Raw genomic sequence first — 26898 nt, 5'->3', positions numbered from 1 at the left:
GTCGTGCCGCTAGCATCAGTGGGGTGTCTGAACGCGAAGCCGGGGGGAGCTTCGATTACCTGTGGGACGACCCTCCGCCCACTCCCGATGCGGGCCCCAACGCGGGCCGGGACGGCTTCGACGCGTTCGACATCAACACCTGGAATTTCAAACCGGCCCCGGTGCCCTGGTACCGCACCCGCGGTGCGGCCATCGCCCTGATCGCGGCGGGCGTGGCCGCGGCCGCGATCGTGGTTTCACTGGTCCTGCTGTTGCTGCGTGGTTCGTCGCCGGTGGTCGACGAGGACGAGCCCACGTCGGTCGCCCCGACCGCCACCACCGCACCGCCGAGCCCGTCGCCGTCGTTGCGCGTGGGCGTGCCGCCCGCACCGCCTCCGCCACCGCCCCCGCCGGCGCAGGAAGCCCCCCGGCGCCCGGTGTACCGGCCCACGCAGCGCCCGAGCGAGAACAAGAAACCCGAGATCGGGGTGACCCGCACGCCGGTGACCCGTTCCCCGATCAGTGTCGCGCCCCAACCAAGGCATCCGCGCAACTGAGGCTCGACGCCTAATCTGAGTCCATGCCAGGATTCGACGCCGTCACCGAATTCGCGAGCGCGCCTACCGCGGTGCTCGCGACGCTGGGTTCCGACGGCGCACCGCATCTGGTTCCGGTGGTCTTCGCGGTGCGCCGCGACGCCGAGTCGGCGACCATCTACACCGCGGTGGACGCCAAGCGGAAGTCCACCCACAAACTGCGCAGGCTGGCCAACATCGAACGCGACGCGCGGGTGAGCCTGCTCGCCGACCACTACACCGACGACTGGACGCAGCTGTGGTGGGTCCGGGCCGACGGGCTGGCCGCGACGCATTACAGCGGCGAGGAGATGGCCACCGGGTACGCGTTGCTGCGCGCCAAATACCGCCAGTACGAACGCATTGCGTTGGACGGGCCGGTCGTGACGATTGCCGTAACGCGCTGGTCCTCATGGCAGGCCTGAGCGGGCCATGAGCGACGCCCCGCGCAAGGCACCTCGGCAGGACCGGTCCCGGGAAACTGTCGACGTCGTGCTGGAGGCGGCCGCACAGGTCTTCGAACGAGAAGGCCTGTCGGCCACCACCAACCGCATCGCCGAGCGGGCCGGCGTCTCGATCGGCTCTGTCTACCAGTACTTTCCGAACAAGCACGCATTGCTGTACGCGCTGGCCGAGCGGCACGTGCGCGACACCGTCGAGCGACTCGACAAGGTGTTCGCCCGGCTGCGTACCGAACTCCCGCCCTTCGACGACACCATGCGCAGGATTCTCGGTGAGGTCGTCGCACTGCACAGCGACCGTCCCGGCCTGCACGGCCTGATGCACCGCGTGGCACCGAGGCGTGCGAAGGAGCTTGCTGCGCTGCAGGAGTTCGAGGACCACCTCGCGCGCGAGATCGCGTTTCACCTCGAGCGGTGCGATCGCGCGGGTGACGACGATCCGTTGGTCACCGCACAGGTGCTCGTCCACGCGATCGACGCGCATCTGCACCGGGTACTGACCCGGCGCGGCATGGACGTCGACCAGTTAGTGGATCTGGTCGAGCGCCTGCTCGCGCACCCGGCGTAACGCCGAAACCAACTGGCTCAAACCGGGCTCCTCCACCGGATAGTGGCCACAGTTCTCCAGCATCACGAGCTGCGTCGGCGCGGCGATGCGGTCGAGGAACCGGATGCTCAGCGCCGGTGGCGTCCAGCGGTCGGCGCCCGGATGTACGAGCGTGACCGGTGCCGCGTCGAACGTCTCGGGTGCGGTGTGGGCGAAGTTCAGCCAGCTCGACAGGAAGCCGAGGGGCACCCGGATCCCGCCGCCTTTGGGGTCGGTCGCACACAACCGGGACAGCTCGCGGTTGCCGCTTATCGCCGTCATCTTGACCAACCATCGGATGGGTACCCGCAGCCCTCCCATCACCGGTTCGGCGACCCGCATGAGACCGGGCGCCACCCCTCCCAACCGGGATATGCGTGACGCGGCCCGGCGCGCCGCCGGGTCGGCCGGATCGAGCAGACAGGTCGCCACCACATGGGTCACCAGCCGGGTCCGCGCCGCCACCTCGTAGCCCAGCAGACCGCCCATGCTCGCGCCGAACACGATGAGCGGACGGTCGTCGCGCTCGCATTCGGCGCGGACCAGATCGCACAACAACTCGACCCAGTCGTCGTATCTGACCGAAGCCGGACGTGGGACGACGGTGTCGCCGTACAGCGGCAGATCAGGCACGAGCACGTCGGCGCCCTCGGCCGCGGCGAAGGCCGCGAACGGCCACAAGGCTCCCGAATAACCGCCGGCACCGTGCAGCACCAGTGCGCGGATGTCGCTGTCCGGCACCGCGGCCCGCGCGATGTGCACGGTGCGCCCGCGCCACGGCCACCACGTCGAGGTCGGTTCGATCAAGGGTTCGGCGCGGTACTGCGGAGGTAGGAAGCGGGCATAGGCGTCGAAATCCCGGACGGTGTTCATGAATCCAGCCTCAAGGCGTCAGCACGTCCGGACAACTCGCATTCCGCCACCGAATATCGCCCGGTCAGTCCACGCCTGCCGGCGCCGTGCTCACATTCTCGGCGCCGGGCCCGCAGGACTTGTGCTGTAGGTCACATCGGGGAATGGTGGAGACAGGTCCGGCGGGCCGCAGCGTGGCGTCCCGGGGGCTCAGGAGGCAAAGCCATGGCGGACAGGACGAATTCATCGGCAGGCGCAGGCGCGGTACCCACCGCGGACAGTCCGGCGGCCATCCGCAACGTGGCCCTGGTCGGGCCGTCCGGGGCAGGTAAGACGACGCTCGTCGAGGCACTTCTGGTCGCGGCCGGCGTGCTGAACCGGGTCGGCTCGGTGGTCGACGGGTCCACGGTGTGCGACTTCGACGACGCCGAGATCTCACAGCAGCGCTCGGTCGGTCTGGCCCTGGCACCGTTGCAGCACAACGGGATCAAGGTCAACCTCATCGACACCCCCGGTTACGCCGACTTCGTCGGTGAACTGCGGGCCGGTCTGCGGGCCGCGGACTGCGCGATGTTCGTCATCGCCGCCAACGAGGCCATCGACGAGCCGACCAAGACCCTGTGGCTGGAATGCGCCGAGGTGAACATGCCGCGCGCCGTCGTGATCACCAAGCTCGACCACGCGAGGGCGAACTACGCCAGCGCGCTGGCGGGTGCGCAGGAGGCGTTCGGCGACAAGGTCCTGCCGCTCTACTTTCCGGCCGGGGCCGGGGTGATCGGGCTTCTCACCCGCACCCATTACGAGTACGCCGACGGCAAGCACAGCACGCACGCACCGGCCGCCTCCTACACCGACGAGATCGAGGAGCTTCGCGGCTCGCTCATCGAGGGGATCATCGAGGAATCCGAGGACGAGACTCTCATGGAGCGTTACCTCGGCGGTGAGGAGATCGACGAGTCGGTGCTCATCGGCGACCTGGAGAAGGCGGTGGCCCGCGGCTCGTTCTTCCCGGTCATACCGGTGTGCAGCGGCTCCGGGGTCGGCACGCTGGAACTGCTCGAGGTCGTCACGCGCGGGTTCCCGTCACCGCCCGAGCATCGGCTGCCCGATGTCTTCACGCCCGCGGGCGCCGCGCGCAAACCGTTGACGTGCGATCCGGATGGCCCGCTGCTGGCCGAGGTGGTGAAGACGACGTCGGATCCCTACGTCGGCAGGGTCAGCCTGGTCCGGGTGTTCTCCGGCACCATCAGGCCCGACGCCACCGTGCATGTGTCGGGCTATTTTTCGGCCCTCACGAACTCCAACGGTTCGTCCGGCCACCAAGATCACGACGAGGACGAGCGCATCGGCGCGCTGTCGTTCCCCCTCGGCAAACAGCAGCGGCCCGCGCCGACGGTCGTGGCCGGCGACATCTGCGCGATCGGCCGGTTGAGCCGGGCCGAGACCGGGGACACGCTGAGCGACAAGGCCGATCCGCTCGTGCTGCGGCCGTGGACCATGCCCGACGCCCTGCTTCCGATCGCCGTGTCACCCCGCGCCAAGACCGACGAGGACAAACTCTCGGTCGGACTGCAACGTCTCGCGGCCGAGGATCCGACGTTGCGCATCGAGCAGAATCCCGAGACCCACCAGATCGTGCTGTGGTGCATGGGTGAGGCCCACGCCGGGGTGGTGCTCGATGCCCTGTCCCGGCGGTACGGCGTATCGGTGGACACCGTCGAGCTGCGCGTTCCGCTGCGGGAGACGTTCGGCGGCAAGGCAAAAGGCCACGGCCGTCACGTCAAACAGTCCGGCGGCCACGGCCAGTACGCCGTGTGCGACATCGAGGTCGAGCCACTGCCAGAGGGAAGCGGATTCGAGTTCGTCGACAAGGTCGTCGGCGGCGCGGTGCCGCGTCAGTTCATCCCGAGCGTCGAGAAGGGCGTGCGCGCGCAGATGGAGAAAGGCGTCGGACCCGGCTATCCGGTCGTCGACATCCGCGTCACGCTGTTCGACGGCAAGGCCCACAGCGTCGACTCGTCGGACTTCGCGTTCCAGATGGCCGGTGCGCTGGCACTGCGCGAAGCCGCCGCGGCGACCAAGGTCAACCTGCTCGAACCCGTCGACGACGTATCGGTGGTCGTTCCCGACGAACTCGTCGGAGCCGTGATGAGCGATCTCGCCGGGCGCCGCGGCCGCGTGCTCGGAACCGACAAGGTCGGCGAGGACCGCACGGTCGTCAAAGCCGAGATCCCCGAGGTCGAGCTCACCCGCTACGCGATCGACCTGCGCTCGTTGTCACACGGCGCGGGCTCGTTCACCCGTGCGTTCGCCCGTTATGAGCCGATGCCGGAATCGGCGGCGGCCCGGGTCCGCAGTTCGGTGTGATGTCGGGTCGTCGGCGGTGACTACCCCATTGCGGCGTAGAACTCGTCGTTGCCCGCGCCCGGTTCCAGCTCGACGTCAAAGGTGTTGAGCGCCAGCGCAAGTGTGCTGTAGCCGCCGTAGGTGAACATCAAGTCCATCCGCTGGCGGTCGTCGAGGCGCGCGCCGAGCCGCGCCCAGGTCGGCGCGGTCATCCGCGAGCCCGAGTTCAGCTCGTCCACCGCATCGAGCACGGCCTGGTCGAATTCGTCTGCGGCGACCCCGGTTCGGGCCGAGGAGATCTCTGCGTCGGTGAGGCCGAGCACGCGCCCCATGGCCTGGTGGTGTCCCCACTCGTATGCGCAGCCGTGCAGGTGTGCGGTACGCAGGATGACCAGTTCCCGGACGCGATCCGGCAGCGTCGACCCCTGCTGAAGGTAGGCGTTGAACGGCAGGAACGACCCGGCCAGCGCCGGATGGCGCACGAGCGTCGCCAGCGCGTTCCCCGCGTCGTCGGGATTGCGCCGCTCGGGCGGCACCGTGGCGGCCAACGCATCTCGCGCCGCATCGTCCCAGTCCTCGGCCGGCAACGGCGTCAACATCGGCATAGTCCTCTCCGCGTCGATCTGCTTTACGATCGACTAGTAAGCTACTTTACGATCGTAAAGTAGATCGGTGAAGAACGCACCCAAGGGGATCCCGATGACAGCCGTCGCCGACGAGCCGGCCGGTTCGGGTGCCAATCGCGCGGCCACCCGCCAACGACTGGTCGCCGCGGCCGTCAGACTGTTCACGCGCCACGGCTTCGCCGGCACCTCGCTGCAGATGATCGCCGACGAGCTCGGTTTCACGAAGGCCGCGATCTACTACCACTTCCGCACCCGCGAGCAGTTACTGACGGCGGTGGTCGAGCCGATCCTCGCCGAACTGCAGACCGTCGTCGAGGCTGCCGAGCAGGAGCGCGGCGCACACGGCCGCGCCGACCGCATGGTGTGCGGCTACGCCGAGATCGCGCTGCGCAATCGCGCGCTCGTCTCGGTGCTGGCCGGCGATCCGAGCGTCAACGAGGCACTGCGCACCCGGCCGGAATGGGACGCGGTGATCGACCGCCAGATGGCGCTCCTGGCCGACGTCGACCCCGGCCCGGCGGGTGTGGTCAAGGCATCGATGGTCTTCTCCGGAATCGCCGGCGCCGCCGCGGCGGAGATCGGGGACGACGACTTCTACCGGTACGCGGTGGAGGCAAGCCGGCGCACGCTCGGGCTGCGCCCCACCCGTCGCCCCGAAAAAGCCTGAAACGCAACGACTTACGAAAGGGTTACCATGACAACCAAGACAGCGCTGGTCACCGGCGGCGCCTCCGGGATCGGCAAGGCCATCGCCGAACGGCTGGCGGCCGACGGCCATCAGGTCGCGACGCTCGACCTGACCGCGACCGACGCCGCGCACGCGTACACAGCCGATGTCACCGATCGCGCGCAGGTCGACGCAGTGTTCAAGGCCGTGCGGGAAGAACTGGGCCCGGTCACGATCCTGGTGAATGCCGCCGGGCTCAGCGGTTTCAAGCCGTTCGCCGACATCACCTTCGAGGAATGGCAGCACGTCGTCAACGTCAATCTCAACGGCGTCTTCCATGTGGTGCAGGCCGCGCTGCCCGACATGATCGCGGCGGGCTGGGGTCGCATCGTCAACATCTCGTCGTCGAGCACACATTCCGGTGTGCCGTACATGAGCCACTACGTATCGGCGAAATCCGCGGTCAACGGGCTCACGAAATCCTTGGCCCTGGAATACGGCCCGGCCGGAATCACGGTCAACGCCGTCCCGCCCGGCTTCATCGACACCCCGATGCTGCGCGCGGCCGAGGCTCGTGGCGAACTCGGCAACATCCAGGACACCATCGACGCCACCCCGGTGCGGCGCATGGGCAAGCCCGAAGACATCGCCGCGACGTGCTCGTTTCTCATCTCCGACGAGGCCGGCTACATCACCGGCCAGATCGTCGGGGTGAACGGCGGCCGCAACACCTGACGGAGTTGCGTCTGTGACGGAAGTCTCGTCGCGCGCAGTATTTGATGTTCACCGCACTGGCCCCATTCAGTTGCTTTTGTCTCCGATAGTTTGCGACAGTTTGCTGAGCTCACTAACTCGCTGCGTCGATATCGGGGGTTTAGCGCGTGGCCTCATCCGCGGCGTCTCGGGACCGGTTCGGTCAACGGTTCAAGCATTGGCGATACGACCCGCCGTACAAGTCCGCATCTCTCGGCATGGTCATCGTGATCGTGGCGGTCCTGGCCCTCACCTGGATGCAGTTCCGGGGCGTCTTCGAACCCAAGACTCAACTGACGGTGATGTCGGGCCGGTCCGGATTGTCCATGGACCCGGGCTCCAAGGTCACGTTCAACGGCGTGCCGATCGGCCGCTTGTCAGCGGTCAATGTCGTCGAATCCGACGGTGACACGCAGGCCAAGCTGACGGTGGACGTCGATCCCCGCTACCTCAACCTGATTCCCGAGAACGTGCACGCCGAGTTGCGGGCGACGACGGTGTTCGGCAACAAGTACATCTCGTTCGTGTCGCCCGAGGACCCGTCCCCCGCACGTGTGTCGGCTGCCACGCCGATTCGGGCGCAGGGCGTCACGACGGAGTTCAACACGCTGTTCGAGACCATCACCGCGATCTCCGAACAGGTCGATCCGATCAAGCTCAACGAAACCCTCACCGCCACCGCGCAGGCGCTCGACGGGCTCGGCGACAAGTTCGGCCGGTCGATCGTCGACGGCAACGACATCCTCGCCGACGTCAACCCGCGCATGCCCCAGATCCGCCGCGACATCACGGGTTTGGCCGACCTCGGCGAGATCTACGCCGACGCGTCCCCCGATCTGTGGGACGGGTTGACCAATGCGGTGACCACTGCGCGCACGCTCAACGAGCAGCGGGGCAATCTCGACCAGGCCCTCGTCGCGGCGGTCGGCTTCGGCAACACCGGCGGCGACATCTTCGAGCGCGGTGGCCCGTATCTGGTGCGCGGCGCACAGGACCTGCTCCCGACATCGGCGTTGCTCGACGAGTACAGCCCGGCGCTGTTCTGCACGATCCGCAATTACCACGACGCGGCCCCCAAGTTCGCCGCCCAGACCAGCAATGGGTATTCGATCCAGTTGCTCGACTCCTTGGTGGGAGCCGGCAACCCGTATGTGTACCCGGACAACCTGCCCCGCGTGAACGCCAAGGGCGGGCCCGAAGGGCGGCCGGGCTGCTGGCAGCCGATCACCCGTGACCTGTGGCCGGCGCCCTACCTGGTGATGGACACCGGCGCCTCGATCGCGCCCTACAACCACTTCGAATTGGGCCAGCCGATTCTCACCGAATACGTCTGGGGCCGACAGGTCGGCGAGCCGACCATCAACCCGTAGCGGGCGTCAGCTGGGCCCTGCCTTGGCTTTCATCTCGGCCTCGAGTTCGGCTTCCAGCTTCTCCTCGTAGGCGCCCTCGTCACGGCCGAGCGCGATCGTGGCCGCTGCCATCGCGCCGATCGCCAGCGACAGCGCGACGGGCTCCCAGCCGGTGATCGACAGATGCTCGCCGAGCACGATCGAACCGAGCATCACGGCCACGACCGGTTCGAGCACGAGCATGGTCGGCACCGAAGTCTGCAGCGAGCCGGCATGGAACGCCGACTGCTGCAGAAGCGTCGCCACCACACCGAGCAGCACCACCAGGTACAGCGCCGGGGTGGCCAGCGTGGCGAGCATGCTGCCCTCGGCGACCATGTGCATCACGATCTTCGTCAGCACCGCGACCACGCCCAGCATGACGCCGACCCCGGCCGCCAGCAGGACAGCCCGGCGCCAGTTCGTGGAGCGCGTGGCCAGCAGGACGAACAGCGTGACCACGATCGCGCACACCACGGCCACCGTCACCGTCGTGGACACCGGAACCGCGTAGCTGCCGGTACTCGATCGAGCCAGGACGACGAACACCGTGAGCGCTGTCGTCAGCAGCAGCGCCCACAGCCATTCGGCGCGCGTCACCCGGCGGTTCGCGAGATGCGCGCTCAACGGCAGCGCGAAAAGCAACGCGGACACGAGCACGGGCTGCACCAGCAGCAGCGAACCGAACGCGAGTGCCAGGGCCTGAAACGCGTACCCCGCAATGGCGGACGCGGTGCCCGCCCACCACAGTTTGCGGCGCAGAAGCGTCCGCAGCATCGCGGTGCTGACACCCTTCTCGGGCGGAACGTCCATCGTGGCGCGTTGCCGTACCACGATGCCGATCGCCGCGAAAACCGCGGCGCACAGAGCGAACAGCACCGCAAGACCGTTGCCGAGCAAGCCTCGTCAACCCCTTTCGGGCCATTGTCGGTCGGCCCTCTGGAGGCGAGAAGGCCCAGTCACCTTCAACCGTAGAGCGCCGCGGCGAGGCGTGCCGATCGGGGCTATACGACCTGCAGGTGTGGCCGCTGCGGTGGACCGGCGGGCTCCGCGGGTTCGGCATGGTCGGCGGGTGCGGGCGCGATCTTGTCGTTGACCGATGCCACGGCCAGGTCGACCCGGTTCACCGCGGTGTCGCACAACACCCGCACCCGGCCGCTGGCCGTCTCGACGTCGTCGGCCGCACTGCGCAGATAGGCCCTGACGTTGATCCGGAGCCGCTCGCCGGCGATGCGCATCCGCTGACGCAACCGCTCGTCGACCTCGACGGTGACGTATGGCAGCAACCGAAACCTCATATGCCCCGCTCCCATCCTGGATGTCATGGCTCACAGTAGCTCCGACCAGGCAGCCTGGGGAGCCAGACGTGATGGGCGCCGCAGGCTTCCGGAACCAGTGGCGCAGGTCACATTGTGCCGGTCCTTGGCTCAACCGATTTCCGTCGGATGCGGTTTCGTGACCCGCTGTCCGTAGCGTTCGGATCCCGACGAACCCGCCGGCGCCAGGAGTTGACGAATGTCCGTTACCGGATGGCCGGCAAAGTTCTTGGCGGCCGTGCTCGTGGCGGTGCTGTCGGCGGCCGTGGCCCTACCCGATCCAGCGCACGCCGCCAGTCCGTACGGTCCGCAACTGCCCGACAATCCGCACGACGGCCCGACCGGCACCGCGGCGATGCACGGCGACAGCGGCGCGTCGGACACCACGCCGTTGCGCGGCCCCGGCACCCGCCACGTGCTGACCCAGCCCATCGCGCTCGGCGCGGCCTGCCCGACCGTCCTGATCGGCCGCGACGGCATGCCCGTCGCGCTGTGCACGCAGGTGCTCGGCCGCACGCCGCGGGTCTACCTGCTCGACAAGGCCACGGGCATTCCGCTCGCGAGCATGGCGGTGGCCGCGGGCAGCCTGCTCGGCGGTGTCTATGCGTATCTCGACGAGGCTGATCGCATGGTGCTCGTCGACGGCGACAACAACCTGATCCGGGTCGCGCACACACCGAACAAGCTCGGGCTGTGGAACCTGAGCATCGTCGAGTCGACACCGTTGGGTGCCGGTCTGCCCGCAGGCGACGCCGTCACCAGCGTCGCGCCCGCCTACAACGGCAAGGTCTGGTACGCCACGGCGGGCGCCACCGTCGGCATCGTGGACACCGCGACCGGCGCGGTCACCTCGGTGGCGCTGGCGGCAGGCGAACGCGTCGACAACAGCATCGCCACCGCACCGCAGGGCACGGCCGTCGTGACGAGCCACGCGCTGTATCTGCTGACCGAGGACTCCGCGGGCAAGCCCGTGGTGAAGTTCCGGGTCGGCTACGACCGCGGCTCGGCCCGCAAGCCCGGCCAGCTCAGTTGGGGCAGCGGGTCGACGCCGACGTTCTTCGGCCCCGTCACCGGCGGCGACTACCTCAGCTTGATCGACAACGCCGACAACCAGGTGCATCTGCTGGTCGTCGACGCGGCTTCCGGAGCGCTGCTGTGCACCACGCCGGTGTTGACGTCGGGCGGTCCGGGTTCGGAGAACTCACCGATCGGCGCGGGCCGCACGGTGATCGCGGCCAGCACCTACGGCTATCCGTACCCGACCGTGCCGGACGGTGCCGGCCCCGCGGTCCCCCCGACGGCTCCGTTCGTCGGCGGCGTGACGCGCGTCGACGTCCGGGCCGACGGGTCGGGTTGCGACGTGGTCTGGAACAACACCGTGCGTTCGGCGGCCGTGCCGAAACTCTCGGTGGCCGACGGACTGATCGCGACGGTCACGCGCCACAACCCGCTGGGTGATCAGTTCGGCACCTCGCCTGCCGACACGTACTTCTACGCCGCGGTCGACGCCGCGTCGGGTGCATTGGTCACCGAACAGTTCATGAGCGCCACGATCGCGGCCGACCCGATCCAGATGGCCGGGACGACGGCGCCCGACGGCGTGCTCTATCAGGGTTCGGTGACCGGCATCCAGCGCATCGTGGGGCTCGGCTGACTCACCCGGCGGGGACGCCGTCCCAGTCGACCAGCGTCCAGCCATCGGTCGGATTGCCCTTGACCACGACGTAGCTCGTGTTGTTGAGCGGATGGCTGCGCAGCAGCTGCGGATCGGGATTGCCGACGTTCATGCTCACCCACAGCATGATCGCGCCGCCGTGCGAGTACGCGACGGGCTTGTCGTCGCCGGTGTCGTAGATCTGTTGCACGGCCTGGTCGAACCGCGCGTCGAACTCGTTGCCGTCGACCGATCCGGGAATCCGGGCGGTGCGGTTGCCTTGCAGCCACTGCTGAGGCGCCCCGAAGTAGGTGTCGGCCGCCGCGGCCTCCGGCTGTCCCTCGTACACCCCGGCCTCGAGTTCACGGAGCCCCGGCAGCACCGTGACCGGTTCGTGGAGGCTGTCGGACATCGGCTGGGCGGTCTGCTGTGTGCGGATCATCGTCGACGCGAAAATCCCGTCGTAGTCATTGCCCGCGAGCTTCTGTGCGCTGGCGATCGCCTGGCTGCGGCCGAGCTCGGTGATCGGCGGGCCCGGCGTCGAGGTGTCGATGAGACCCGATGCGTTGCCCGCCGATTGCGCGTGCCGCACGAAGGTCAACGTGATGGTGCGGTAGCCGCCCGCCAGCGCCGTCGGGGTGACGCCCGATCCGGCCAGGACAGCCGTGAGCACCGCAATGCATAGCAGCTGCACAGCTTTCGTTCGGGTCATGGCGTCCCATCGCGCGTAGGTTCGTCAACGTGGCTTCCCTCAACGATGACAGAGTCGCCGGTGTGCTGGATCGGCTGTACACGGCGGCTTCCGAACAACATGCGAGATTCCGCGCCGACGGCCCCGGCCGGTTCGCCCGGTTGGAGAACGCGAGCGTGCAGGAGCGCGCGGACGCACTCAGTGACATCTACATGCCGGTGACCCGTGAGGCCGGCCGGCTGCTGTATTCGCTCGTGCGGGCGGCCCGGCCGCAGATCGTGGTCGAGTTCGGGATGTCTTTCGGCCTGTCGGCACTGCACCTGGCGTCGGCGGTCCGCGACAACGGCACCGGGCGCGTGTTCACCACCGAGCTCAGCGCCGCCAAGATCGCGGCCGCCCGTGCGACGTTCGCCGAGGCCGGGCTCGACGACGTCATCACGGTGCTCGAGGGCGACGCCCTGGAAACACTGCAGACCATTGCCGGCGACATCGGGTTCGTACTGCTCGACGGATGGAAGGAGCTCTACCTTCCGGTGCTCAAAATCCTTGAGCCCCAGCTCGTTCCCGGTGCACTGCTGGTCGCCGACAACACCTCGATGGCCGACACCCAGCCGTATCTCGACTACGTGCGCGACCCGGCGAACGGATATGTGAGCGTCAACTTCCTCGCGCGCGACAGCGACAGCATGGAGATCACCTCCCGCTCGTAGGCCCTCCCCTTGCACCGCGAGCGACCGTGTCTGTACATCGACACGCCGTCCAATCCGGCATTCGACGGTCGCTCGTCGGCTACTACTGACGCGCCCGGGCCCGGTACGCCGACGGGGTCTCACCGCTGAACTGAGCGAAGCACCGGGTGAACGCGCTCAGGCTCTCGAACCCGACCGCTGTCGCGGTGGCCTGCACCGACTGGCCCGGTGCCGCGAGCAAGGCCATCGCCCGTAGCATCCTCGCGTGCAGAAGATATGTGCGCCAAGACAATCCGAGCGTCTCGGCGAACAGCCGGCGTAATGTCCGCTCCGACACCGAGACCGCCCGGCTCACCTCGTCGGCAGTGACCGAGTCCAGGTGCTCCTTGGTGTAGGCCAGCGCAGCGGCCACGATCGGGTGGTCGCAGGTCGGCAGGCTCAGGGGCGCTTCGTGATCGAGCGCCTCGGCCACCAGATTCGCCAGGGTCTGGAAGAACCCGTCGGAGACCGCATCGCCGTCGGCGCGGTCGATCGGCCAGCGCAACGCGTAGATCATCATCTCGCGGATCAGCGGAGATACGGCGATGATGCGCGCGCGGTCGCCACCCGGGATCAGCCCCGGGTCGAACATCACCGCGACGGTCTTGACGTCCGGGTTCATCACCGCCTGGTGTTCGAGGCCGGCCGGGATCCACGCGGCCTGCTGCGGCGGCAGCAGATAGTGCGCGGTGTCGGTCTCGACCTCGACCACCCCGTGCAGCGCGTACTCGATCTGGTGCACCTCATGGGAATGCCATCCGGTGATGAGGCCTTCGCCCTCGTAGAGGTAGCTGCCGGACGGCGCACGGCCGCCGCGGCGCAGTTCGATGACCGGCCTGGTGATGTTGGCCGATTCAGCTAAACCTCTGTCCGAAAGCGCAGAGACGGTCACACTGCTAGACGGTACTACTTGGTTATGCAGACCGACGACCTCATCCTCGTGAGCATCGACGACCACGTCGTCGAACCCCCCGACATGTTCCTGCGCCACGTCCCGGCCAAGTACAAGGACGAGGCGCCGATCGTCGTCACCGACGACAAGGGCGTCGACCAGTGGATGTACCAGGGCCGCCCGCAGGGCGTCAGCGGGCTCAACGCCGTGGTGTCATGGCCCGCCGAGGAGTGGGGCCGCGATCCGGCCGGATTCGCCGAGATGCGTCCCGGTGTCTACGACGTGCACGAGCGCGTACGCGACATGAACCGCAACGGCATCCTCGCCTCGATGTGCTTCCCGACGTTCACGGGGTTCTCCGCACGTCATCTCAACATGCACCGAGAGGAAGCCACGCTCGTCATGGTGTCGGCCTACAACGACTGGCACATCGACGAATGGGCCGGCTCCTACCCGGACCGCTTCATCCCGATCGCGATCCTGCCGACGTGGAATCCCGAGGCGATGTGCCGCGAGATTCGCCGGGTCGCGGCCAAGGGCTGCCGCGCGGTTACCATGCCGGAACTGCCGCACCTGGAAGGGCTTCCGAGCTACTTCGACGAAGACTACTGGGGTCCGGTGTTCCGCACCCTGTCCGAGGAGAACGTCGTGATGTGCCTGCACATCGGCACCGGATTCGGCGCCATCTCGATGGCCAAGGATGCCCCCATCGACAACCTGATCATCCTCGCCACCCAGGTGTCGGCGATGTGCGCGCAGGATCTGCTGTGGGGTCCGGCGATGCGCAACTATCCCGACCTCAAGTTCGCCTTCTCGGAAGGCGGAATCGGTTGGATCCCCTTCTATCTCGATCGCAGCGACCGCCATTACACCAACCAGAAGTGGCTGCGCCGCGACTTCGGCGACAAGCTGCCCAGCGACGTATTCCGCGAGCACTCACTGGCCTGCTACGTGACCGACAAGACGTCGCTGAAGCTGCGCCACGAAATCGGCATCGACATCATCGCCTGGGAGTGCGACTACCCGCACTCCGACTGCTTCTGGCCGGACGCGCCCGAGCAGGTGCTCGCCGAGCTCAACGCCGCAGGAGCCAGCGACTCCGACATCAACAAGATCACCTGGGAGAACTCATGCCGGTTCTTCAGCTGGGATCCGTTCAAGCTGACGCCACGTGAGCAGGCCACCGCAGGTGCATTGCGCGCCAAGGGAGCCGACGTCGACGTGTCGATCCGCCCGCGGGCCGAATGGGCACGCCTCTACGAGCAGAAGCAGCTCGCGAAGGCCTGATGCTCACTGCAGAGTTATCGAATCACCCTGAACAACAATCTGTTTCGACTCCAGCGGCCGCTTCGCCGGACCGTTGGCAACGGTGCCGTCGAGGTTGAAGCTGCTGCCGTGGCACGGGCAGTTGATCGATGCGCCCACGACCTCGGACACCGTGCAGCCGGCGTGCGTGCACACCGAGGAGAAGCCCTGGAAGTCACCGGCCGTGGGCTGGGTGATGACGACGTCGCCGACGATCACGCCGGAACCGACCGGCACGTCCGCGGTTTTCGCGATGGCCGACACACTGGGGGCGGCAGCGCCGGGAGCGGCCGCCGGTGGCGAGGTTTCGGCAGGAGGTTTGCCGTAGGTGGCGCAACCCGCGACGGTGCCTGCGGCCAAGGTGATTCCGGTGCCGACGAGGGCCTGACGACGAGACAGAAACATGGGATCTTCCTTCAGAAGGTGAGGCCGGTGGTTTCGAAGAACCACAGCGCCGAGGTCAGCCAGACATAGACCAGCACGAAGAACAGCAGACCGCCGATGATCGGAATGACCCACGGCCTGAGGTTCTTTCGCGTCAGCAACATCATCTTGGTGACGAACACGCCGTAGAAGAAGCAGCCGAACAGCGAGTGGAAGAACACCCGCGAGTCACCGGACTGGAAGCCCAGCGCGTACAGGCAGTGCACGGCGACGGGCACACTGGCCAGCACCGCCAGCCGCCCGGACCACACGTGGGCAGGCGCGATCCAGGACGGGGCACGGCCGCTCGGCGTCAGCCGGTACATCACGAACGCCGACACCAGCTGGAAGACGGCAAGCGTGACGGCCACGGTCGCAAGCCATGACTTGACCGCGGTGCCGCTGGAGAACCCCGCCACACTCACCGAAAAGAACTGTGGCTCATGAACTCTGCCGAACACGCCGAGGGCCACGGCGACCGCCGCCCCGACCAGGACCGGTACCAGGACCAGCGCGGTCCCCCGCGGCGCGACGACCTGTGCGGGCCGGGTCGGGGCGGCATGGAAATCGGACTCGGAAGACTGCTCAGAAAACACTGGTCTCACCCGCCTTGGCGGTGAAGTCCCAGCGCTTCTCGCCGATCCGCAGGTTTCCGACGACGGTGTTGCCGACGTGGCGCCCGTCGAGCTGCGCGGTCGAATCGGCACTTTTCAGCTTGAGCACACCGCCCTCGGCGCTGCCCGAAAGCCAGGTCTCGATGCCTTTGTTGTCACAGGCGTAGGCCTTGGCGGTCGCGCCGGTGACGCGGATCTCCAGACCGAGGTTGCCCGCCTTGGTGGGAATGTCGGCGACGAAGTCCTCGCGCGCTCCGAACGGGGTTGCGGCTGGCGTGGTGGGGGCCACCGAGGGCGGCGCCGGAGCGGCCGTGGCCGCGGCCGGCTGGGGCGCGGATGCCTCCGGTTGCTGGTTGATGTTCACCAGGAATATGCCGGTTCCCAGCGCCGCGACGGCGCCGAGGGTGGCGATGGGGCCGTTGATCTTCATGGCGACGAGCCTGCCCGCGACGCAGGTGGCGGCGCTTGGAGAACGTGTGGAGATCGCGTGGAGAAGTGCCGTAACTCAGGCGTGCAAGGTCGCGAATGCCGCAGGCGGGCCTGCCACCTCGAAAACCTCGGTCCAGCCGACCTCGTGGTCGGCCACGCCCGCGGCGGCCAGCGCTTCGGCCTTGAACGCGCGCCCGGCAGCGCTGAGCCGATGGGACACCGCGCGCTCGGGTTCTGCGGGCTTACCCCAGATCAACACCTCGGCCGACCGCGACAGCAGCCGGTGGTTATCCTCCTGTGCCACATGTGAATACAGGTCGGCGTCGATGGCCAACACACATCGGTCCTCGTCCGGCCCGGCAATGTTTTCCTCGGCTTCGACGAATTCCGCGCCGAGGATCTGCAGCGGCCGGGCATCACCGGCGTGGGTGAGCGACACCGTGACCCGCCAGCCGCCCATCACCCGATCCACGATCAGCCCCGCCGCGTGGGCTGCCACGTCGGCTGCGTCGGCCGCGACCACGTGTAGCCGATAGGTCATCGGGCCGGTGTTGCGTCCGGCCCTCATCTGTGCCGTCGTCACGAGACCTCCCCACCACCCGACACCATTCCGGGACGACTAACTGTAATGGTTACAGTAGTGGAGACTCAAGTCTAGCCCGCCGCCGAGGGCCTGCGCCTACTTGATGAGCGGGTCGCGCGGCATGCCGAGGATCCGCTCGGCGATCTGATTGCGGGTGACCTCCGACGTCCCGCCGGCGATGGCCATCGCGCGCGCACCCATCGCCATCTGTGCGGCGATCCCGGCCGGGCCGTCCATCAGGGCGACGTCGGGCCCGAGCAACGCACACCAGATCGCCGCGTACTCGCCCATGTGCTCGGCGAGTTTGAGCTTGGTGATGTTGCCTTCCGGCCCTGGTCCCGCGCCCTCGATGCTGCGGACCGCGCGGCGCAGGTTGAGCAACCGCATCGAATGGTCGTTGGCGATGAAGTCACCGATTCGAACTTTCGCCCCGGCCAAGGCATCTGGATGTTCGGCGAGAATGGGGATGAGCGCGGTCGGATCCACCCCGACGACTCCGGACCCGCTGCCGATACTGACGCGCTCGTTGCCAAGCGTCGCGCGGGCCACGGTCCAGCCGCTGTTGGGCTCGCCGACCACATCCTCGTCGGCGACGAACACGTCGTTGAAGAACACCTCGTTGAACTCCGAGCCACCGCTGATCATCCGCAGCGGCCGGACCTCGACGCCGGGGGCCTTCATGTCGATCAGCACGGTGGTGATGCCGGCGTGCTTGGGCGCATCGGGATCGGTGCGCACGGTCGCCAGGCCGCGCCGGCAGTAGTGCGCCCCGCTCGTCCACACCTTCTGCCCGTTGATCTTCCAGCCCCCGTCGACGCGTGTCGCGCGGGTCTTGATCGCCGCGGCGTCGGATCCGGCATCCGGTTCGGAGAACAGCTGGCACCAGATCTCTTCCTTGCGCAGCGCCTTGTCGACGAATCGGTCGATCTGCGACGGGGTTCCGTGCTGGATCAGCGTGAGGATCACCCATCCGGTGATGCCGTAATCCGGTCGCTTGATACCTGCGGCCCGGAACTCCTGGTCGATGACGAGCTGCTCGATCGAGTCCGCGGCCCGGCCCCAAGGTTTGGGCCAGTGCGGCATCACATATCCCGTGGCGATCAACTGGTCGAGCTGGTCCTGGCCGTCGAGCTTGGCGATCTCGGCCGCGTCGGCGCGCACGGTGCCCCGCAGCGCCTCGGCCTCGGGAGGGAGATCGAGGCTGTTGGTCCGGCGCACACCTGCCGCGGTCAACTCGAACACGTCGTTCGCCGGGCCGTCACCACCGAGCACCGCACGCAGCGTCATGGCGCGCCGCAGGTGCAGATGCGCGTCGTGCTCCCAGGTGAATCCGATGCCACCGTGCACCTGGATGTTGAGCTCGCTGTTGCGCACGTACGCCGGAAACGCCTGCGCCGCAGCGGCTGCCGCCATCAGCCGAAACTGCTGTTCGTCGGTGCCCGCGGCCCGCGCCGCGTCCCACACGAGCGCCACGGCTGATTCGGCGGCCACGATCATGTTGGCGCAGTGGTGCTTGATGGCCTGGAACGTCGCGATGGTCCGGCCGAATTGCTCACGCACCTTGGCGTATTCGACTGCGGCGTCCACACAGTCCGACGCTCCGCCCGCGGCCTCGGCGGCCAGCAGCAGCCGGGCCCGGGCCACCGCGGCCGCGCCCGCAGCTTGAAGAATGTCGGCTTCGGACACCGCGACGCCGTCGAGCAGCACCCGTCCCGATCGACGCGTCAGGTCGAGATTCGTCGGCACCTCGACCGACACCCGCGCGCGGTCGATCACCAGCACGTCATCGCCGGCCACCAGTAGCAGCAGATCGGCCGACGCACCGCCCAGCACCACGCGCGCGGCACCGTTGGCGACACCGTCCTCGACCGTGATGCCGTCACCGAACCCGAAGCCGGCCGTCACCGAGCCGTCGATCAACCCGGGCAGCAGCCGCGCCTTCTGCTCGTCGCTACCCGCGTAGTCGATCACCGCCGAGGCCACCACCGTGGGTACGAACGGACCGGGCGCCACGGCGCGGCCGAGTTCGTCGACGATGACGACAAGTTCGGGCAGTCCGTAGCCCGATCCGCCGTGCTCTTCGCCGATGTGCAGGCCGAGCCAGCCGAGTTCGGCGATCTCGTCCCAGAACACGGGCCGGTTCTCCTCCGGCGCATCCAGGAGTTCTCTGGCCGCGGCCCGCGCTTTCTGCGCGGTGAGGAACGAACGGGCCACATCGGCCAGTTCACGATGGTCGTCGGTCAGCGCAATCCCCATGGTGAGCCCCTTTGCCCTACGAGAGTGTCTCGACTTGACGCGTGTCGAATTCGCGCCAACGCTACCGCGAGATCGACACGCTCAACAGGGGTTGGGCCGACTCAGTGCGTGATCTGCCAGTCCGCGGCTTCGTGCTGTTGGCGCCAGAATTCGTCGAATCGGCCACCCGCGGCGAGGAGTTCGTCGATGCCGCCGTCTTCCACGATCCGGCCCGCGTCGAGGAACAGCACGCGGTCGGCGTGGCGGATACTGGCCAGCCGATGCGCGACGATCACCCGGGTGCGGGCCTGCAGGTCTGCGGTGAGGGCGTCGACGACGGCTGCCTCGTTCTCGTTGTCGAGCGCGCTCGTCGCCTCGTCGACGAGCAGCACCGGCGCGGGTTTGACGAGCGCACGCGCGATGCTGACCCGCTGACGCTCACCGCCCGACAACGCCGTACCCGCCTCGCCGACCTTGGCGGCGTCGCCGTCGGGCAGCCGGCCGGTCAGCTCGTCGACCCGCGCCAGCCGGATCGCCCCGGCCAGTCGTTCGTCGTCCGCACCCGGATCACCGACCAGGATGTTGTCCCGGATCGACCCGTCGAACAGGTACGGGTGCTGGAACACCACACTCGTTGTGGCCCGGCGGGTTTCGGCGTCGAGGGTCGCGGCGTCGACACCGTCGATCAACACCCGGCCCGCGGTCGGCTGATGCAGCCCGGCAATGAGCGACAGGATCGTGCTCTTGCCCGATCCGGACGGCCCGACGATGGCCGTGGTGCCACCCGGCTCCAGCACGAAGCTCACGTTCTCCAGTACCGGGTTGTCGCCGTAACCGAAACTCACGTTGTCGAATTCGATGCGCGGCGCGGATTTCAGATCCGGTAGGCCCGAGGTTCCGGCGGTCAGCGCCGGGGCGTCGAGCACACCCCGGATCCGGCCGAGCGTCGCCCGCGTCGACTCGATCGCCGGCGCGAGTTCGCTCAACGCCGTGAACGGTTCGAGATAGCGCGCGATCACGACGATCAGCGCGATCGCCTCGGGCACGCCGAGTTCGCCGCGCACGGTGAGGACAGTGGCCATGCCCGCCAACAGGATCAGCGCCAGTTGGCTGGCGAGGCTGAACAACAGCTGTCCCGGGATCTGCATGGCCAAAAGCCGGACGCCCGCGCCGTGCTGAGCGGCCAGCGCCCCGCCGACGAGGCTGCGGGCCGGCTCGACGCGGCGCGCGGCGCGCAGCGCCTGCTGGGTGCGGGCGAATTCGATGATGCGCTCGGTGAACGCACTGTTGGTTTCGTCGGCGACGGTGTCGGCCTTGCGGCTCAGCCGGCCCGACGCCCACAGCGCGCCGAGCAGCACGACGACGCCGGCCAGCGCGGCCAGCCCGAGCGGCGCCGACACCGGCAGCAGGACCACCGCGATCGCGGCGGGCAACAGGATCGCGCCGATGAGCGGGGTCAGCAGATTGACCACCAGGCCGACGAGTTCGGGCCCGGTCGAGGCGATCGCCTGGCGCGCGGTGGCGGTGTGCTCGGCCGTCAACCAGTCCAGCCGGATGTTCGGCAACCGGTCGGCGACGTCGTGCTGGGTGTTGTCCAGAACCGCGAAGCCGAGCGCGAACCCGAGCCGCGAGGTCGTGGTGTCGACGATCCAGCCGGCCACGGTCGCCAGCGTCAGCCAGCCCAGCCAGCGCCACGCGTCGGCAGGCGTGTCGCTGAACAACGCGGCGACGAGCGGTACCAGCAGCACCGTCCCGACCGCACGGATCAGCACCGAAAGCAGTGTCAGAATCGAGTAGACACCGAGCTTGCCGCGCATCGCGGCGGGTACGAGGGCGATCAGCGTGCGGATCATCGGGCGGCCTCCCCGGCGGTGACGGTGTCGCGCCTGCCCATCTCCCACAGCTGGTGGTAGCGGCCGCCCGCGGCGAGCAGTTGCTCGTGGGTTCCGGTTTCGACGATCCGGCCCGCGTCGAGCACGACGATCTGGTCGGCATGGGTGATGGTGTGCAGCCGGTGCGCGATGACCAGCACCGTCCGGTCCTTGGTCAACCGGTTGAGTGCCTGCTGCACAAGGTATTCCGATTCGGGGTCGGCGAAGGCCGTCGCCTCGTCGAGGATCAGCACCGGCGTGTCGGCGAGGATTGCCCGCGCGATCGTGAGCCGCTGCTTCTCACCGCCGGACAGGCTCGACGCCGCACCGAGCGGCGTGTCGTAGCCGGCGGGCAACCGCAGGATGCGGTCGTGGATCTGAGCGTCCCGCGCGGCTTGGTGGATCCGTTCGATGCTTGCGTCGGGATCGGCCAGCGCGATGTTCTCGGCGACGGTGCCTGCCACCAGTTGCGTCTCCTGGAGCACGAATCCGACCCGGCGGTACAGCTCGTCGGCCGGCAGCGACCGAATGTCGCTGCCACCCACCGAGATAGCGCCGTCAGCCACGTCGTAGAAGCGGGCCAGCAGCGCGGCGAGCGTGGACTTGCCCGAACCCGACGGACCGACGAGCGCGGTCACCGTGCCCGGCTTGAGGGTGAGCGAGACGTCGTGGATGACGGGGACACCCGGCCGGTACCCGAACGTCACCCTGTCGAACACCACATCTCCGGGCGCGGCGGCCGCGCTCTCCCCGGTGCGCACCGCGAGTTCGGCTTCGTCGAGCGTGGACTGGATGCGACGCGCCGCGAGCATGCCCCCGCGGATACCGCTCAATCCGTAGCCGATGCCGAGCAGGCGGACGCCGAACGTGGTGCCCAGCAACAGGAACGGCAGGAGATCCACCGGGTTCATCGCGCCGGCGACGATCATCGGAGTCCCCACGACCGCGATCAACCACAGGAACGTGCCGGGCCGCGTGACCAGATCCATCAGCGACTTCTTGCCGGTGAACGGACGCTGCCAGGCCACCAGGAATCCGATGTACTCGTCGAGGCGGCGGCGGAAGCTCGATGACGCGGCGCCGCCGAAAACCCGCACCACGGGCTGGCCTTCGAGGTAGGCACCGGCTTCGCCGCTCATCCGCTCGGCCCAGCGCTGCGCCTGCCCCATCTTCTGGCCGGACTGGATCGTCATGACCGACATCAGCACGAGGTAGGTCAGCACCGGGATGAACAGCACCAGTGCCAGGCGCCAGTCGACCACGAACAGATACACCAGCACGGCGATGGGCGCGATGACGGCTGCGACCGCGTCGGGGATGGCGTGGGTGACCAGGTAGTGCAGCGACAGGGTGTCGTCCTGCACGAGCTGCTTGATCGATCCCGAGCCGCGAGCGGTGAACCAGCCCAACGGCAGCCGGGCCATCTTGGTCAGCAGTCGGGTTCGCAGATCGCGTGCGAAGTTGGCGTCGATCCAGTGCAACCACAACGTCAGCGCGGCGGCGAGGAATGTGCCGGTGCCGAGCAGGCCGACCGCGGTGAGCCCGAGAGTCCACAGCCGGTCGGCGTCGGCGCCCGACAGCAGCAGCCGGGCGAGTTCGACCAGCAGGACGAACGGCGCCAGTTGCACGAGGGTGATCAACGCCTGCAGGACGCCGGAGATGATCAGTTTGTTCTTCAGCGGGGCCAGGAGCCGGCCCGCGGCCTGCGCTCGCCAGTTGCCGCGGGCGCCGGTCGGGGCCGGTTTCTTGTCCTCGGCCGTTTTGACGGCGGTCGCTTTCCCGGCGGCCGGTTCGGCCACAGCGGGTGCGGCGTCGGGAGTCTCGTCGTCGCGCTTGGTGCCCATCGCGCGACCCTGGGTCCAGTACGCCTGGGCGTGCAATTCGGACTTCGGGAAACCGAACTCGTCGCGCAGCCGGGTCCGCAGGTGCTTGAGCGAGCCGGCCTCCGGCGTCACCCAGCAGTACCAGTCCGACCAGTCCCTCGACTCGATCGCCGCGGCCAGCGAGGCGGTGTCCTCGCGGGCCACCCAGTGCAGGGTGCGCCGCGGGTGCTCGGCGATCGGGATGAGCAGATCGCTCTCGTCGTGCTGCTCGAGGTACACCTCGATGGGAATGTCTTGGGGGACAACGCCGATGATGCCGTTGATGGCCGGCGTGGCCGCGGCGTCACCGATCAGCAGATAGCCCGCGGGCGGATCATCCGGGACGGTGAAGCCGGGTGAACCGAGCGACATCACCGGAACACTGTCCCCCGGCTTGGCCGACCTGGCCCATTTCGAGGCCGGGCCGGAAGGCTCGTGCAGCACCACGTCGATCGTGAAATGTCCGGTGTCCGGATCCATTTCGGTCATCGTGTATGCGCGCTGGTACTCGGTCTTCGAGCCGTCCGGGTCGGGCACCCAGAACCGCAGGTACGACGTCGGTACGGCCACGGCGTCCTCGAACACCGTGGGCGAGACCATGCGGAGCCGCAGCAGATTCGGCGTCACCTGCTCGGTACTGATCACGGTGGCCTGGTGATCACGCGCGCCGAAGCCGCGCATCATCACCCCCTGGAATCCGCGTGCCATCAGCGGTCCTCTCCCGCGGCGGTCAGGTCCGCCACGATGTCGTCGATCGGTCTGCCGGGTGCCGCCGTCGCCAGCAGTCCCCGGATCAAGGCGTTCAGCAGCAGGTCCACGTACTGCCTGCTGGTCAGTTGCATGCCTGCGGTGTGCACCGGGCCGAGCGCGGCATCACCGGCGAGCCGCTCGGCGATCGCGTCGCGTTCCCGGTCGAAGCCCTCGTCGGTGACACTGGCCTCGGCCTTGATCTCGTGCTGGGCGGCCAGTCCGATGGCCACCACGGCAACAGAGCTGCTGAGCAGCGCGGCCGACTCGGGCGGGTAGCCGCGCCTGCCGAGGATCGACACCTCGTCGGCCAGCAGCCGGGCGCCTGCCTCGCCGCGCGGAAACAGCAACTGCAGGTAGGCGGCCAGCCCGGGATGGGCGAGCGCGAAGCCGTGCAGCCGTACCCCGAAGGACAGCAGATGTTCCTCGATGGTTTCGCTCGGGTCGTCACCGAGTTCGAGTTCGGCGAGCAGGCTCTCCCCCACGAGCCGCTCAAGCTCCCACCGGCCGCCGATGTGGCGGTACAGCGCGGTCGCGGATACGCCGAGCCGGGCCGCGACGGCGTTGACGCTCAACCGGCGCATGCCCAGTTCACGCCCGGCCTCGACGATGTCGGCCACCGCGATCTGCGGCGGACGCCCGCCGACGCGGGCTGCGACATCGTGGATCGCCACCGCTACCCCCAGTGGGCCGATAGGAAAGTTACCCCCACAAACTAAGGGTGACCTTACCGATCGTCAACCTCCACGTCCGAATAACCGAGCAATCGCTCTGTTATGGTGGCGTCATGCCGCGTCCCCGCTTGTACGACCCGGACGTCGTCCTCGACGCCGCCGAGTCGCTCGCCGTCGCATCGGGCCCGGCGGCCGTGACCGTCCGGGCGATCAGCGACGCGGTCGGCCTGTCCAACGGGGCGCTCTATCACACGTTCGGATCCCGGGCGGGCCTGTTGGCCCGCACCTGGCTGCGGGCAGGCCGCCGGTTCCTCGATGTGCAGCGCGAGTTGGTGGCCGATGCTCGGCCGGGCCTCGACGCGATCGCCGCCGCGGCACAGGCGCCGGTGGCCTTCGCCGAGCGCTGTCCCGACTCGGCCGCCCTGCTGTTGCGCATGCGCCGCGACGATGTGCTCGGCCCCGACGCGCCAGGCGAATACGCCGCCGAGATCGCCGAACTGGAAAAGCTGTTGGTGGAGTTGATGATCCAGCTTGCGAACGATGCCTGGGGCCGGCGCGACCGGGCCGCGGTGGATGCCGTGACAACGTGCATCGTCGATCTGCCCACGGCAATCCTGTTGCACCGCAATCGGCTTGCCGATCCGACAGCCCGCCGTCATCTGCGGGCCGCCGTCGACGCCGTGCTGGCCGTGGGGCCGGCACCGCAGAAGCCCAGAGAAAGGGAACAGCAGTGACACCGACCCTCGACTACGACGGCGAGATCGCCGTCCTCGACCTCGGCGACGACGAGAACCGCTTCTCGCCGGAATTCCTCGACGCGGTCGACGCACTGCTCGACACCGTGCTCGACAAGGGTGCGCAAGGACTGGTGACGACCGCCGACAGCAAGTTCTACTCCAACGGGCTCGACTTGGATTGGCTTGGGGCACACAGTGACCAGGGACCGTGGTACGTCGGACGGGTGCAGGGCCTGCTGGCGCGGTTCCTGACGCTGCCGATTCCCACGGCCGCGGCGGTGGTGGGCCACGCCTTCGGGGCGGGCGCGATGCTGGCCGTCGCGCACGACTACCGGGTGATGCGCGCCGATCGCGGGTTCTTCTGCTTCCCCGAGGTCGACATCCGTATCCCGTTCACGCCGGGTATGGCCGCACTGATCCAGGCGAAGCTGACGCCGCAGGCCGCGGTGGCCTCGATGACGACCGGACGCCGGTTCGGCGGCGTCGACGCACATGAAAACGGTTTGGTCGACGCCACCGCGGCCGAAGGCGCGGTGACGCTCACGGCGACCGAGATGCTGCGCCCGCTCGGCGGCAAGGACCCGGGCACGCTGGGCGCGATCAAGCAGGTGATGTTCGGCCCGGCGGCCGACGCGCTGCGGGCGGGTTAGACCGGGATGGCGGTTCCGGTCTCCCGCTCGGCGAATTCCACGACGCGGGCGGCGGATTCGTAGTCGCAGGCCACCGCCGACCGGCCGATCAGCACGGGGCCGCCGCGCAACCCGAATTTGCCATCGACGCCCACGTAGCTGCCGGGCGGGATCGGTTCGCTGATGCAGTAGAGCGTCGGGGCGGCTCCGGCGTCGATGTCGTTGGCCAGCACATCGGCCACGGCCTTGACGCCGCGCTGTACCGCTGACATGAGCGGCTTCTCGGAGACATTGGGCAGATTCGATGCGACCCAACCGGGATGGGTCAGGTGTGTGACGATCGGCGAGCGCGCCGCCCGCAGCCGTCGATCGAGTTCGAGGCCCCACAGCATGACGGCCAACTTCGATCGGCTGTAGGCGCCCATCACCGTCCACTTGTTGCGGCGCAGGTGCATATCGTCGAGCCGCAGGGTCGCGCTGCGGTGCGCATCCGACCCCACATTGATGATCTGCGACCGCACCCGGTCGAACAGCAGATTGGTCAACGCGAACGGGCCGAGCAGATTGGTGCCGAGCGTCATCTCGAAACCATCGATGGTGTCGGCCCGGTGCTGGCTGAGCGCGCCGGCATTGTTGATCAGCACGTCGACGTCACCGTCGAACAAGCCGGGAAACGCCCGCACCGAAGACATGTCGGCGAGATCGAGCTTGACCACCTCGGTCGAACCACCGATCTCGGCGGCCCGCTGCGCGCCGAGTTCGGTGTTGCGGACCGCGAGCACGACGTGGGCACCAGCCCGCGCGAGCGCGCGGGCGGTTCCCAGGCCGACGCCGTTGGTCGCACCGGTCACGATGATGCGCTTGCCGCTCAGATCGCCGAGTCGGCTCGGCGCCCACCTGGTCGTCACATGGGTGAGAGTAGCGTCAGCCGCCCCAGCCGCGCTGGCCGTCCCAGCCACCGCAGATGCCGTTGATGCAGCCGTGGCCCCAGCCGCCCTGGACCGGGTTCCAGCCGCCGCAGCCCTGCCAGCCCGGCCCGCTGTCACAGCCACCGCCGCCGCCGGCGTCGCCGCTGCCGCTCGGCGTGGCGAGGACAACCTGATTGGTTCCGGTGAGATCGGTGAACGTGGCAGGCGCGTCGGCCAAAAGTGCTGCTGTCGGTCCGGCTGCGATCGCGGCTGCGGCTCCCGCTACGAAGACTGACCCCAGGAGTTTCCGTATGGTTAGCATGACTCCATAATCCTCCGCGGCGCGCCTCATGCCAAGGAAAATGTG

Annotated in this window: 28 protein-coding genes; 12 read left to right on the top strand and 16 right to left on the bottom strand. The window is 68.3% G+C overall.

What is annotated here, in order from left to right; genetic code table 11:
- The first annotated feature begins 23 nt into the window (after positions 1-23).
- From ACOI2T_RS00960 to ACOI2T_RS00950, 3 genes are read left to right on the top strand one after another with little or no spacing between them, the layout of a single operon-like run.
- Positions 24-536 carry a hypothetical protein gene (locus tag ACOI2T_RS00960; protein ID WP_067854792.1) on the top strand — a complete coding sequence of 171 codons (513 nt, stop codon included), beginning with the start codon at positions 24-26 and terminating at the stop codon, positions 534-536.
- 23 nt (positions 537-559) lie between these two features.
- Positions 560-979: a TIGR03668 family PPOX class F420-dependent oxidoreductase gene (locus ACOI2T_RS00955; RefSeq protein ID WP_409504115.1), complete on the top strand. Its 420-nt coding sequence runs from the start codon at positions 560-562 to the stop codon at positions 977-979.
- A 7-nt stretch (positions 980-986) separates the two neighbouring features.
- Complete coding sequence (locus tag ACOI2T_RS00950; protein ID WP_409504114.1) at positions 987-1583, top strand: TetR/AcrR family transcriptional regulator; 597 nt, start codon at positions 987-989, stop codon at positions 1581-1583.
- Here the strand turns inward: ACOI2T_RS00950 and ACOI2T_RS00945 are convergent.
- Positions 1542-2474, bottom strand: a complete 933-nt coding sequence (locus ACOI2T_RS00945; RefSeq protein ID WP_409504113.1) for an alpha/beta hydrolase — start codon at positions 2472-2474, stop codon at positions 1542-1544. The two genes, ACOI2T_RS00950 and ACOI2T_RS00945, sit on opposite strands and share 42 nt — an antisense overlap.
- A 204-nt stretch (positions 2475-2678) precedes the next feature.
- Between ACOI2T_RS00945 and ACOI2T_RS00940 the strand changes: the two genes are divergently transcribed.
- On the top strand, positions 2679-4820 hold the full coding sequence (locus tag ACOI2T_RS00940; RefSeq protein WP_409504112.1) for an elongation factor G-like protein EF-G2: 2142 nt from the start codon (positions 2679-2681) through the stop codon (positions 4818-4820).
- Positions 4821-4840: 20 nt separating this feature from the next.
- On the opposite strand, the gene ACOI2T_RS00935 is transcribed toward ACOI2T_RS00940, so the two are convergent.
- Positions 4841-5398, bottom strand: coding sequence for a carboxymuconolactone decarboxylase family protein (locus ACOI2T_RS00935; protein WP_409504111.1), 558 nt, complete (start codon positions 5396-5398; stop codon positions 4841-4843).
- Positions 5399-5498: 100 nt separating this feature from the next.
- Between ACOI2T_RS00935 and ACOI2T_RS00930 the strand changes: the two genes are divergently transcribed.
- From ACOI2T_RS00930 to ACOI2T_RS00920, 3 genes are all read left to right on the top strand, one after another.
- Positions 5499-6092 (top strand): TetR/AcrR family transcriptional regulator, encoded by a 594-nt coding sequence (locus tag ACOI2T_RS00930; RefSeq protein WP_409504230.1) that lies wholly within the window; start codon positions 5499-5501, stop codon positions 6090-6092.
- Positions 6093-6119: 27 nt separating this feature from the next.
- Positions 6120-6827: an SDR family NAD(P)-dependent oxidoreductase gene (locus ACOI2T_RS00925; protein WP_409504110.1), complete on the top strand. Its 708-nt coding sequence runs from the start codon at positions 6120-6122 to the stop codon at positions 6825-6827.
- Positions 6828-7063: 236 nt separating this feature from the next.
- Entirely contained in the window at positions 7064-8215 is a 1152-nt protein-coding gene (locus ACOI2T_RS00920) for an MCE family protein (RefSeq protein WP_409504229.1), read from the top strand.
- A 6-nt stretch (positions 8216-8221) separates the two neighbouring features.
- Here ACOI2T_RS00920 and ACOI2T_RS00915 read toward each other — a convergent pair whose 3' ends face one another.
- Both ACOI2T_RS00915 and ACOI2T_RS00910 read right to left on the bottom strand, forming a co-directional pair.
- Entirely contained in the window at positions 8222-9133 is a 912-nt protein-coding gene (locus ACOI2T_RS00915; protein WP_085144656.1) for a DMT family transporter, read from the bottom strand.
- 104 nt (positions 9134-9237) lie between these two features.
- Positions 9238-9531: a hypothetical protein gene (locus ACOI2T_RS00910; protein WP_067853860.1), complete on the bottom strand. Its 294-nt coding sequence runs from the start codon at positions 9529-9531 to the stop codon at positions 9238-9240.
- Positions 9532-9748: 217 nt separating this feature from the next.
- On the opposite strand from ACOI2T_RS00910, the gene ACOI2T_RS00905 reads away from it, so the two are divergent.
- Positions 9749-11203, top strand: a complete 1455-nt coding sequence (locus tag ACOI2T_RS00905) for an NHL repeat-containing protein (protein ID WP_409504109.1) — start codon at positions 9749-9751, stop codon at positions 11201-11203.
- A 1-nt stretch (position 11204) separates the two neighbouring features.
- Here ACOI2T_RS00905 and ACOI2T_RS00900 read toward each other — a convergent pair whose 3' ends face one another.
- Entirely contained in the window at positions 11205-11915 is a 711-nt protein-coding gene (locus ACOI2T_RS00900) for a histidine phosphatase family protein (protein ID WP_409504108.1), read from the bottom strand.
- 29 nt (positions 11916-11944) lie between these two features.
- On the opposite strand from ACOI2T_RS00900, the gene ACOI2T_RS00895 reads away from it, so the two are divergent.
- Entirely contained in the window at positions 11945-12604 is a 660-nt protein-coding gene (locus ACOI2T_RS00895) for an O-methyltransferase (RefSeq protein WP_409504107.1), read from the top strand.
- Positions 12605-12686: 82 nt separating this feature from the next.
- Here ACOI2T_RS00895 and ACOI2T_RS00890 read toward each other — a convergent pair whose 3' ends face one another.
- Complete coding sequence (locus tag ACOI2T_RS00890) at positions 12687-13514, bottom strand: AraC family transcriptional regulator (RefSeq protein WP_409504106.1); 828 nt, start codon at positions 13512-13514, stop codon at positions 12687-12689.
- 24 nt (positions 13515-13538) lie between these two features.
- Here ACOI2T_RS00890 and ACOI2T_RS00885 point away from each other — a divergent pair, with 24 nt between their 5' ends.
- Positions 13539-14801 (top strand): amidohydrolase family protein, encoded by a 1263-nt coding sequence (locus ACOI2T_RS00885; RefSeq protein WP_409504105.1) that lies wholly within the window; start codon positions 13539-13541, stop codon positions 14799-14801.
- Positions 14802-14804: 3 nt separating this feature from the next.
- Here ACOI2T_RS00885 and ACOI2T_RS00880 read toward each other — a convergent pair whose 3' ends face one another.
- The 8 genes from ACOI2T_RS00880 to ACOI2T_RS00845 form a co-directional block, all read right to left on the bottom strand.
- On the bottom strand, positions 14805-15224 hold the full coding sequence (locus ACOI2T_RS00880; RefSeq protein WP_409504104.1) for a Rieske (2Fe-2S) protein: 420 nt from the start codon (positions 15222-15224) through the stop codon (positions 14805-14807).
- Positions 15225-15235: 11 nt separating this feature from the next.
- Positions 15236-15754 carry a DUF6529 family protein gene (locus ACOI2T_RS00875; protein WP_409504228.1) on the bottom strand — a complete coding sequence of 173 codons (519 nt, stop codon included), beginning with the start codon at positions 15752-15754 and terminating at the stop codon, positions 15236-15238.
- A 73-nt stretch (positions 15755-15827) separates the two neighbouring features.
- Positions 15828-16286: a hypothetical protein gene (locus tag ACOI2T_RS00870; RefSeq protein ID WP_409504103.1), complete on the bottom strand. Its 459-nt coding sequence runs from the start codon at positions 16284-16286 to the stop codon at positions 15828-15830.
- Positions 16287-16361: 75 nt separating this feature from the next.
- Positions 16362-16868, bottom strand: coding sequence for a hypothetical protein (locus ACOI2T_RS00865; RefSeq protein WP_409504102.1), 507 nt, complete (start codon positions 16866-16868; stop codon positions 16362-16364).
- 96 nt (positions 16869-16964) lie between these two features.
- On the bottom strand, positions 16965-19124 hold the full coding sequence (locus ACOI2T_RS00860; protein ID WP_409504101.1) for an acyl-CoA dehydrogenase family protein: 2160 nt from the start codon (positions 19122-19124) through the stop codon (positions 16965-16967).
- A 101-nt stretch (positions 19125-19225) separates the two neighbouring features.
- Complete coding sequence (locus tag ACOI2T_RS00855) at positions 19226-20956, bottom strand: ABC transporter ATP-binding protein (protein ID WP_409504100.1); 1731 nt, start codon at positions 20954-20956, stop codon at positions 19226-19228.
- Positions 20953-23544 carry an ABC transporter ATP-binding protein/permease gene (locus ACOI2T_RS00850; RefSeq protein WP_409504099.1) on the bottom strand — a complete coding sequence of 864 codons (2592 nt, stop codon included), beginning with the start codon at positions 23542-23544 and terminating at the stop codon, positions 20953-20955. The genes ACOI2T_RS00855 and ACOI2T_RS00850 overlap by 4 nt, the downstream gene beginning before the upstream one ends.
- Positions 23544-24257 carry a TetR/AcrR family transcriptional regulator gene (locus tag ACOI2T_RS00845; RefSeq protein ID WP_409504098.1) on the bottom strand — a complete coding sequence of 238 codons (714 nt, stop codon included), beginning with the start codon at positions 24255-24257 and terminating at the stop codon, positions 23544-23546. The genes ACOI2T_RS00850 and ACOI2T_RS00845 overlap by 1 nt, the downstream gene beginning before the upstream one ends.
- Before the next feature lie 113 nt (positions 24258-24370).
- On the opposite strand from ACOI2T_RS00845, the gene ACOI2T_RS00840 reads away from it, so the two are divergent.
- Both ACOI2T_RS00840 and ACOI2T_RS00835 read left to right on the top strand, forming a co-directional pair.
- A complete protein-coding gene (locus tag ACOI2T_RS00840; protein WP_409504097.1) occupies positions 24371-24991 on the top strand; it encodes a TetR/AcrR family transcriptional regulator in 621 nt (206 codons plus the stop codon).
- Entirely contained in the window at positions 24988-25644 is a 657-nt protein-coding gene (locus ACOI2T_RS00835; RefSeq protein WP_409504096.1) for an enoyl-CoA hydratase-related protein, read from the top strand. The genes ACOI2T_RS00840 and ACOI2T_RS00835 overlap by 4 nt, the downstream gene beginning before the upstream one ends.
- On the opposite strand, the gene ACOI2T_RS00830 is transcribed toward ACOI2T_RS00835, so the two are convergent.
- Together ACOI2T_RS00830 and ACOI2T_RS00825 are read right to left on the bottom strand one after the other, a co-directional pair.
- Entirely contained in the window at positions 25641-26531 is an 891-nt protein-coding gene (locus tag ACOI2T_RS00830; RefSeq protein WP_409504095.1) for an SDR family NAD(P)-dependent oxidoreductase, read from the bottom strand. The two genes, ACOI2T_RS00835 and ACOI2T_RS00830, sit on opposite strands and share 4 nt — an antisense overlap.
- A 16-nt stretch (positions 26532-26547) precedes the next feature.
- Positions 26548-26853, bottom strand: a complete 306-nt coding sequence (locus ACOI2T_RS00825; RefSeq protein WP_409504094.1) for a hypothetical protein — start codon at positions 26851-26853, stop codon at positions 26548-26550.
- Positions 26854-26898: the final 45 nt, after the last annotated feature.

This window comes from Mycolicibacterium wolinskyi str. Jessa 2025 (assembly GCF_049241375.1).
GTDB lineage: Bacteria > Actinomycetota > Actinomycetes > Mycobacteriales > Mycobacteriaceae > Mycobacterium > Mycobacterium wolinskyi.
Note: the sequence above shows the minus strand (reverse complement) of the source record. Positions and strands in the feature narration are given on the sequence as shown.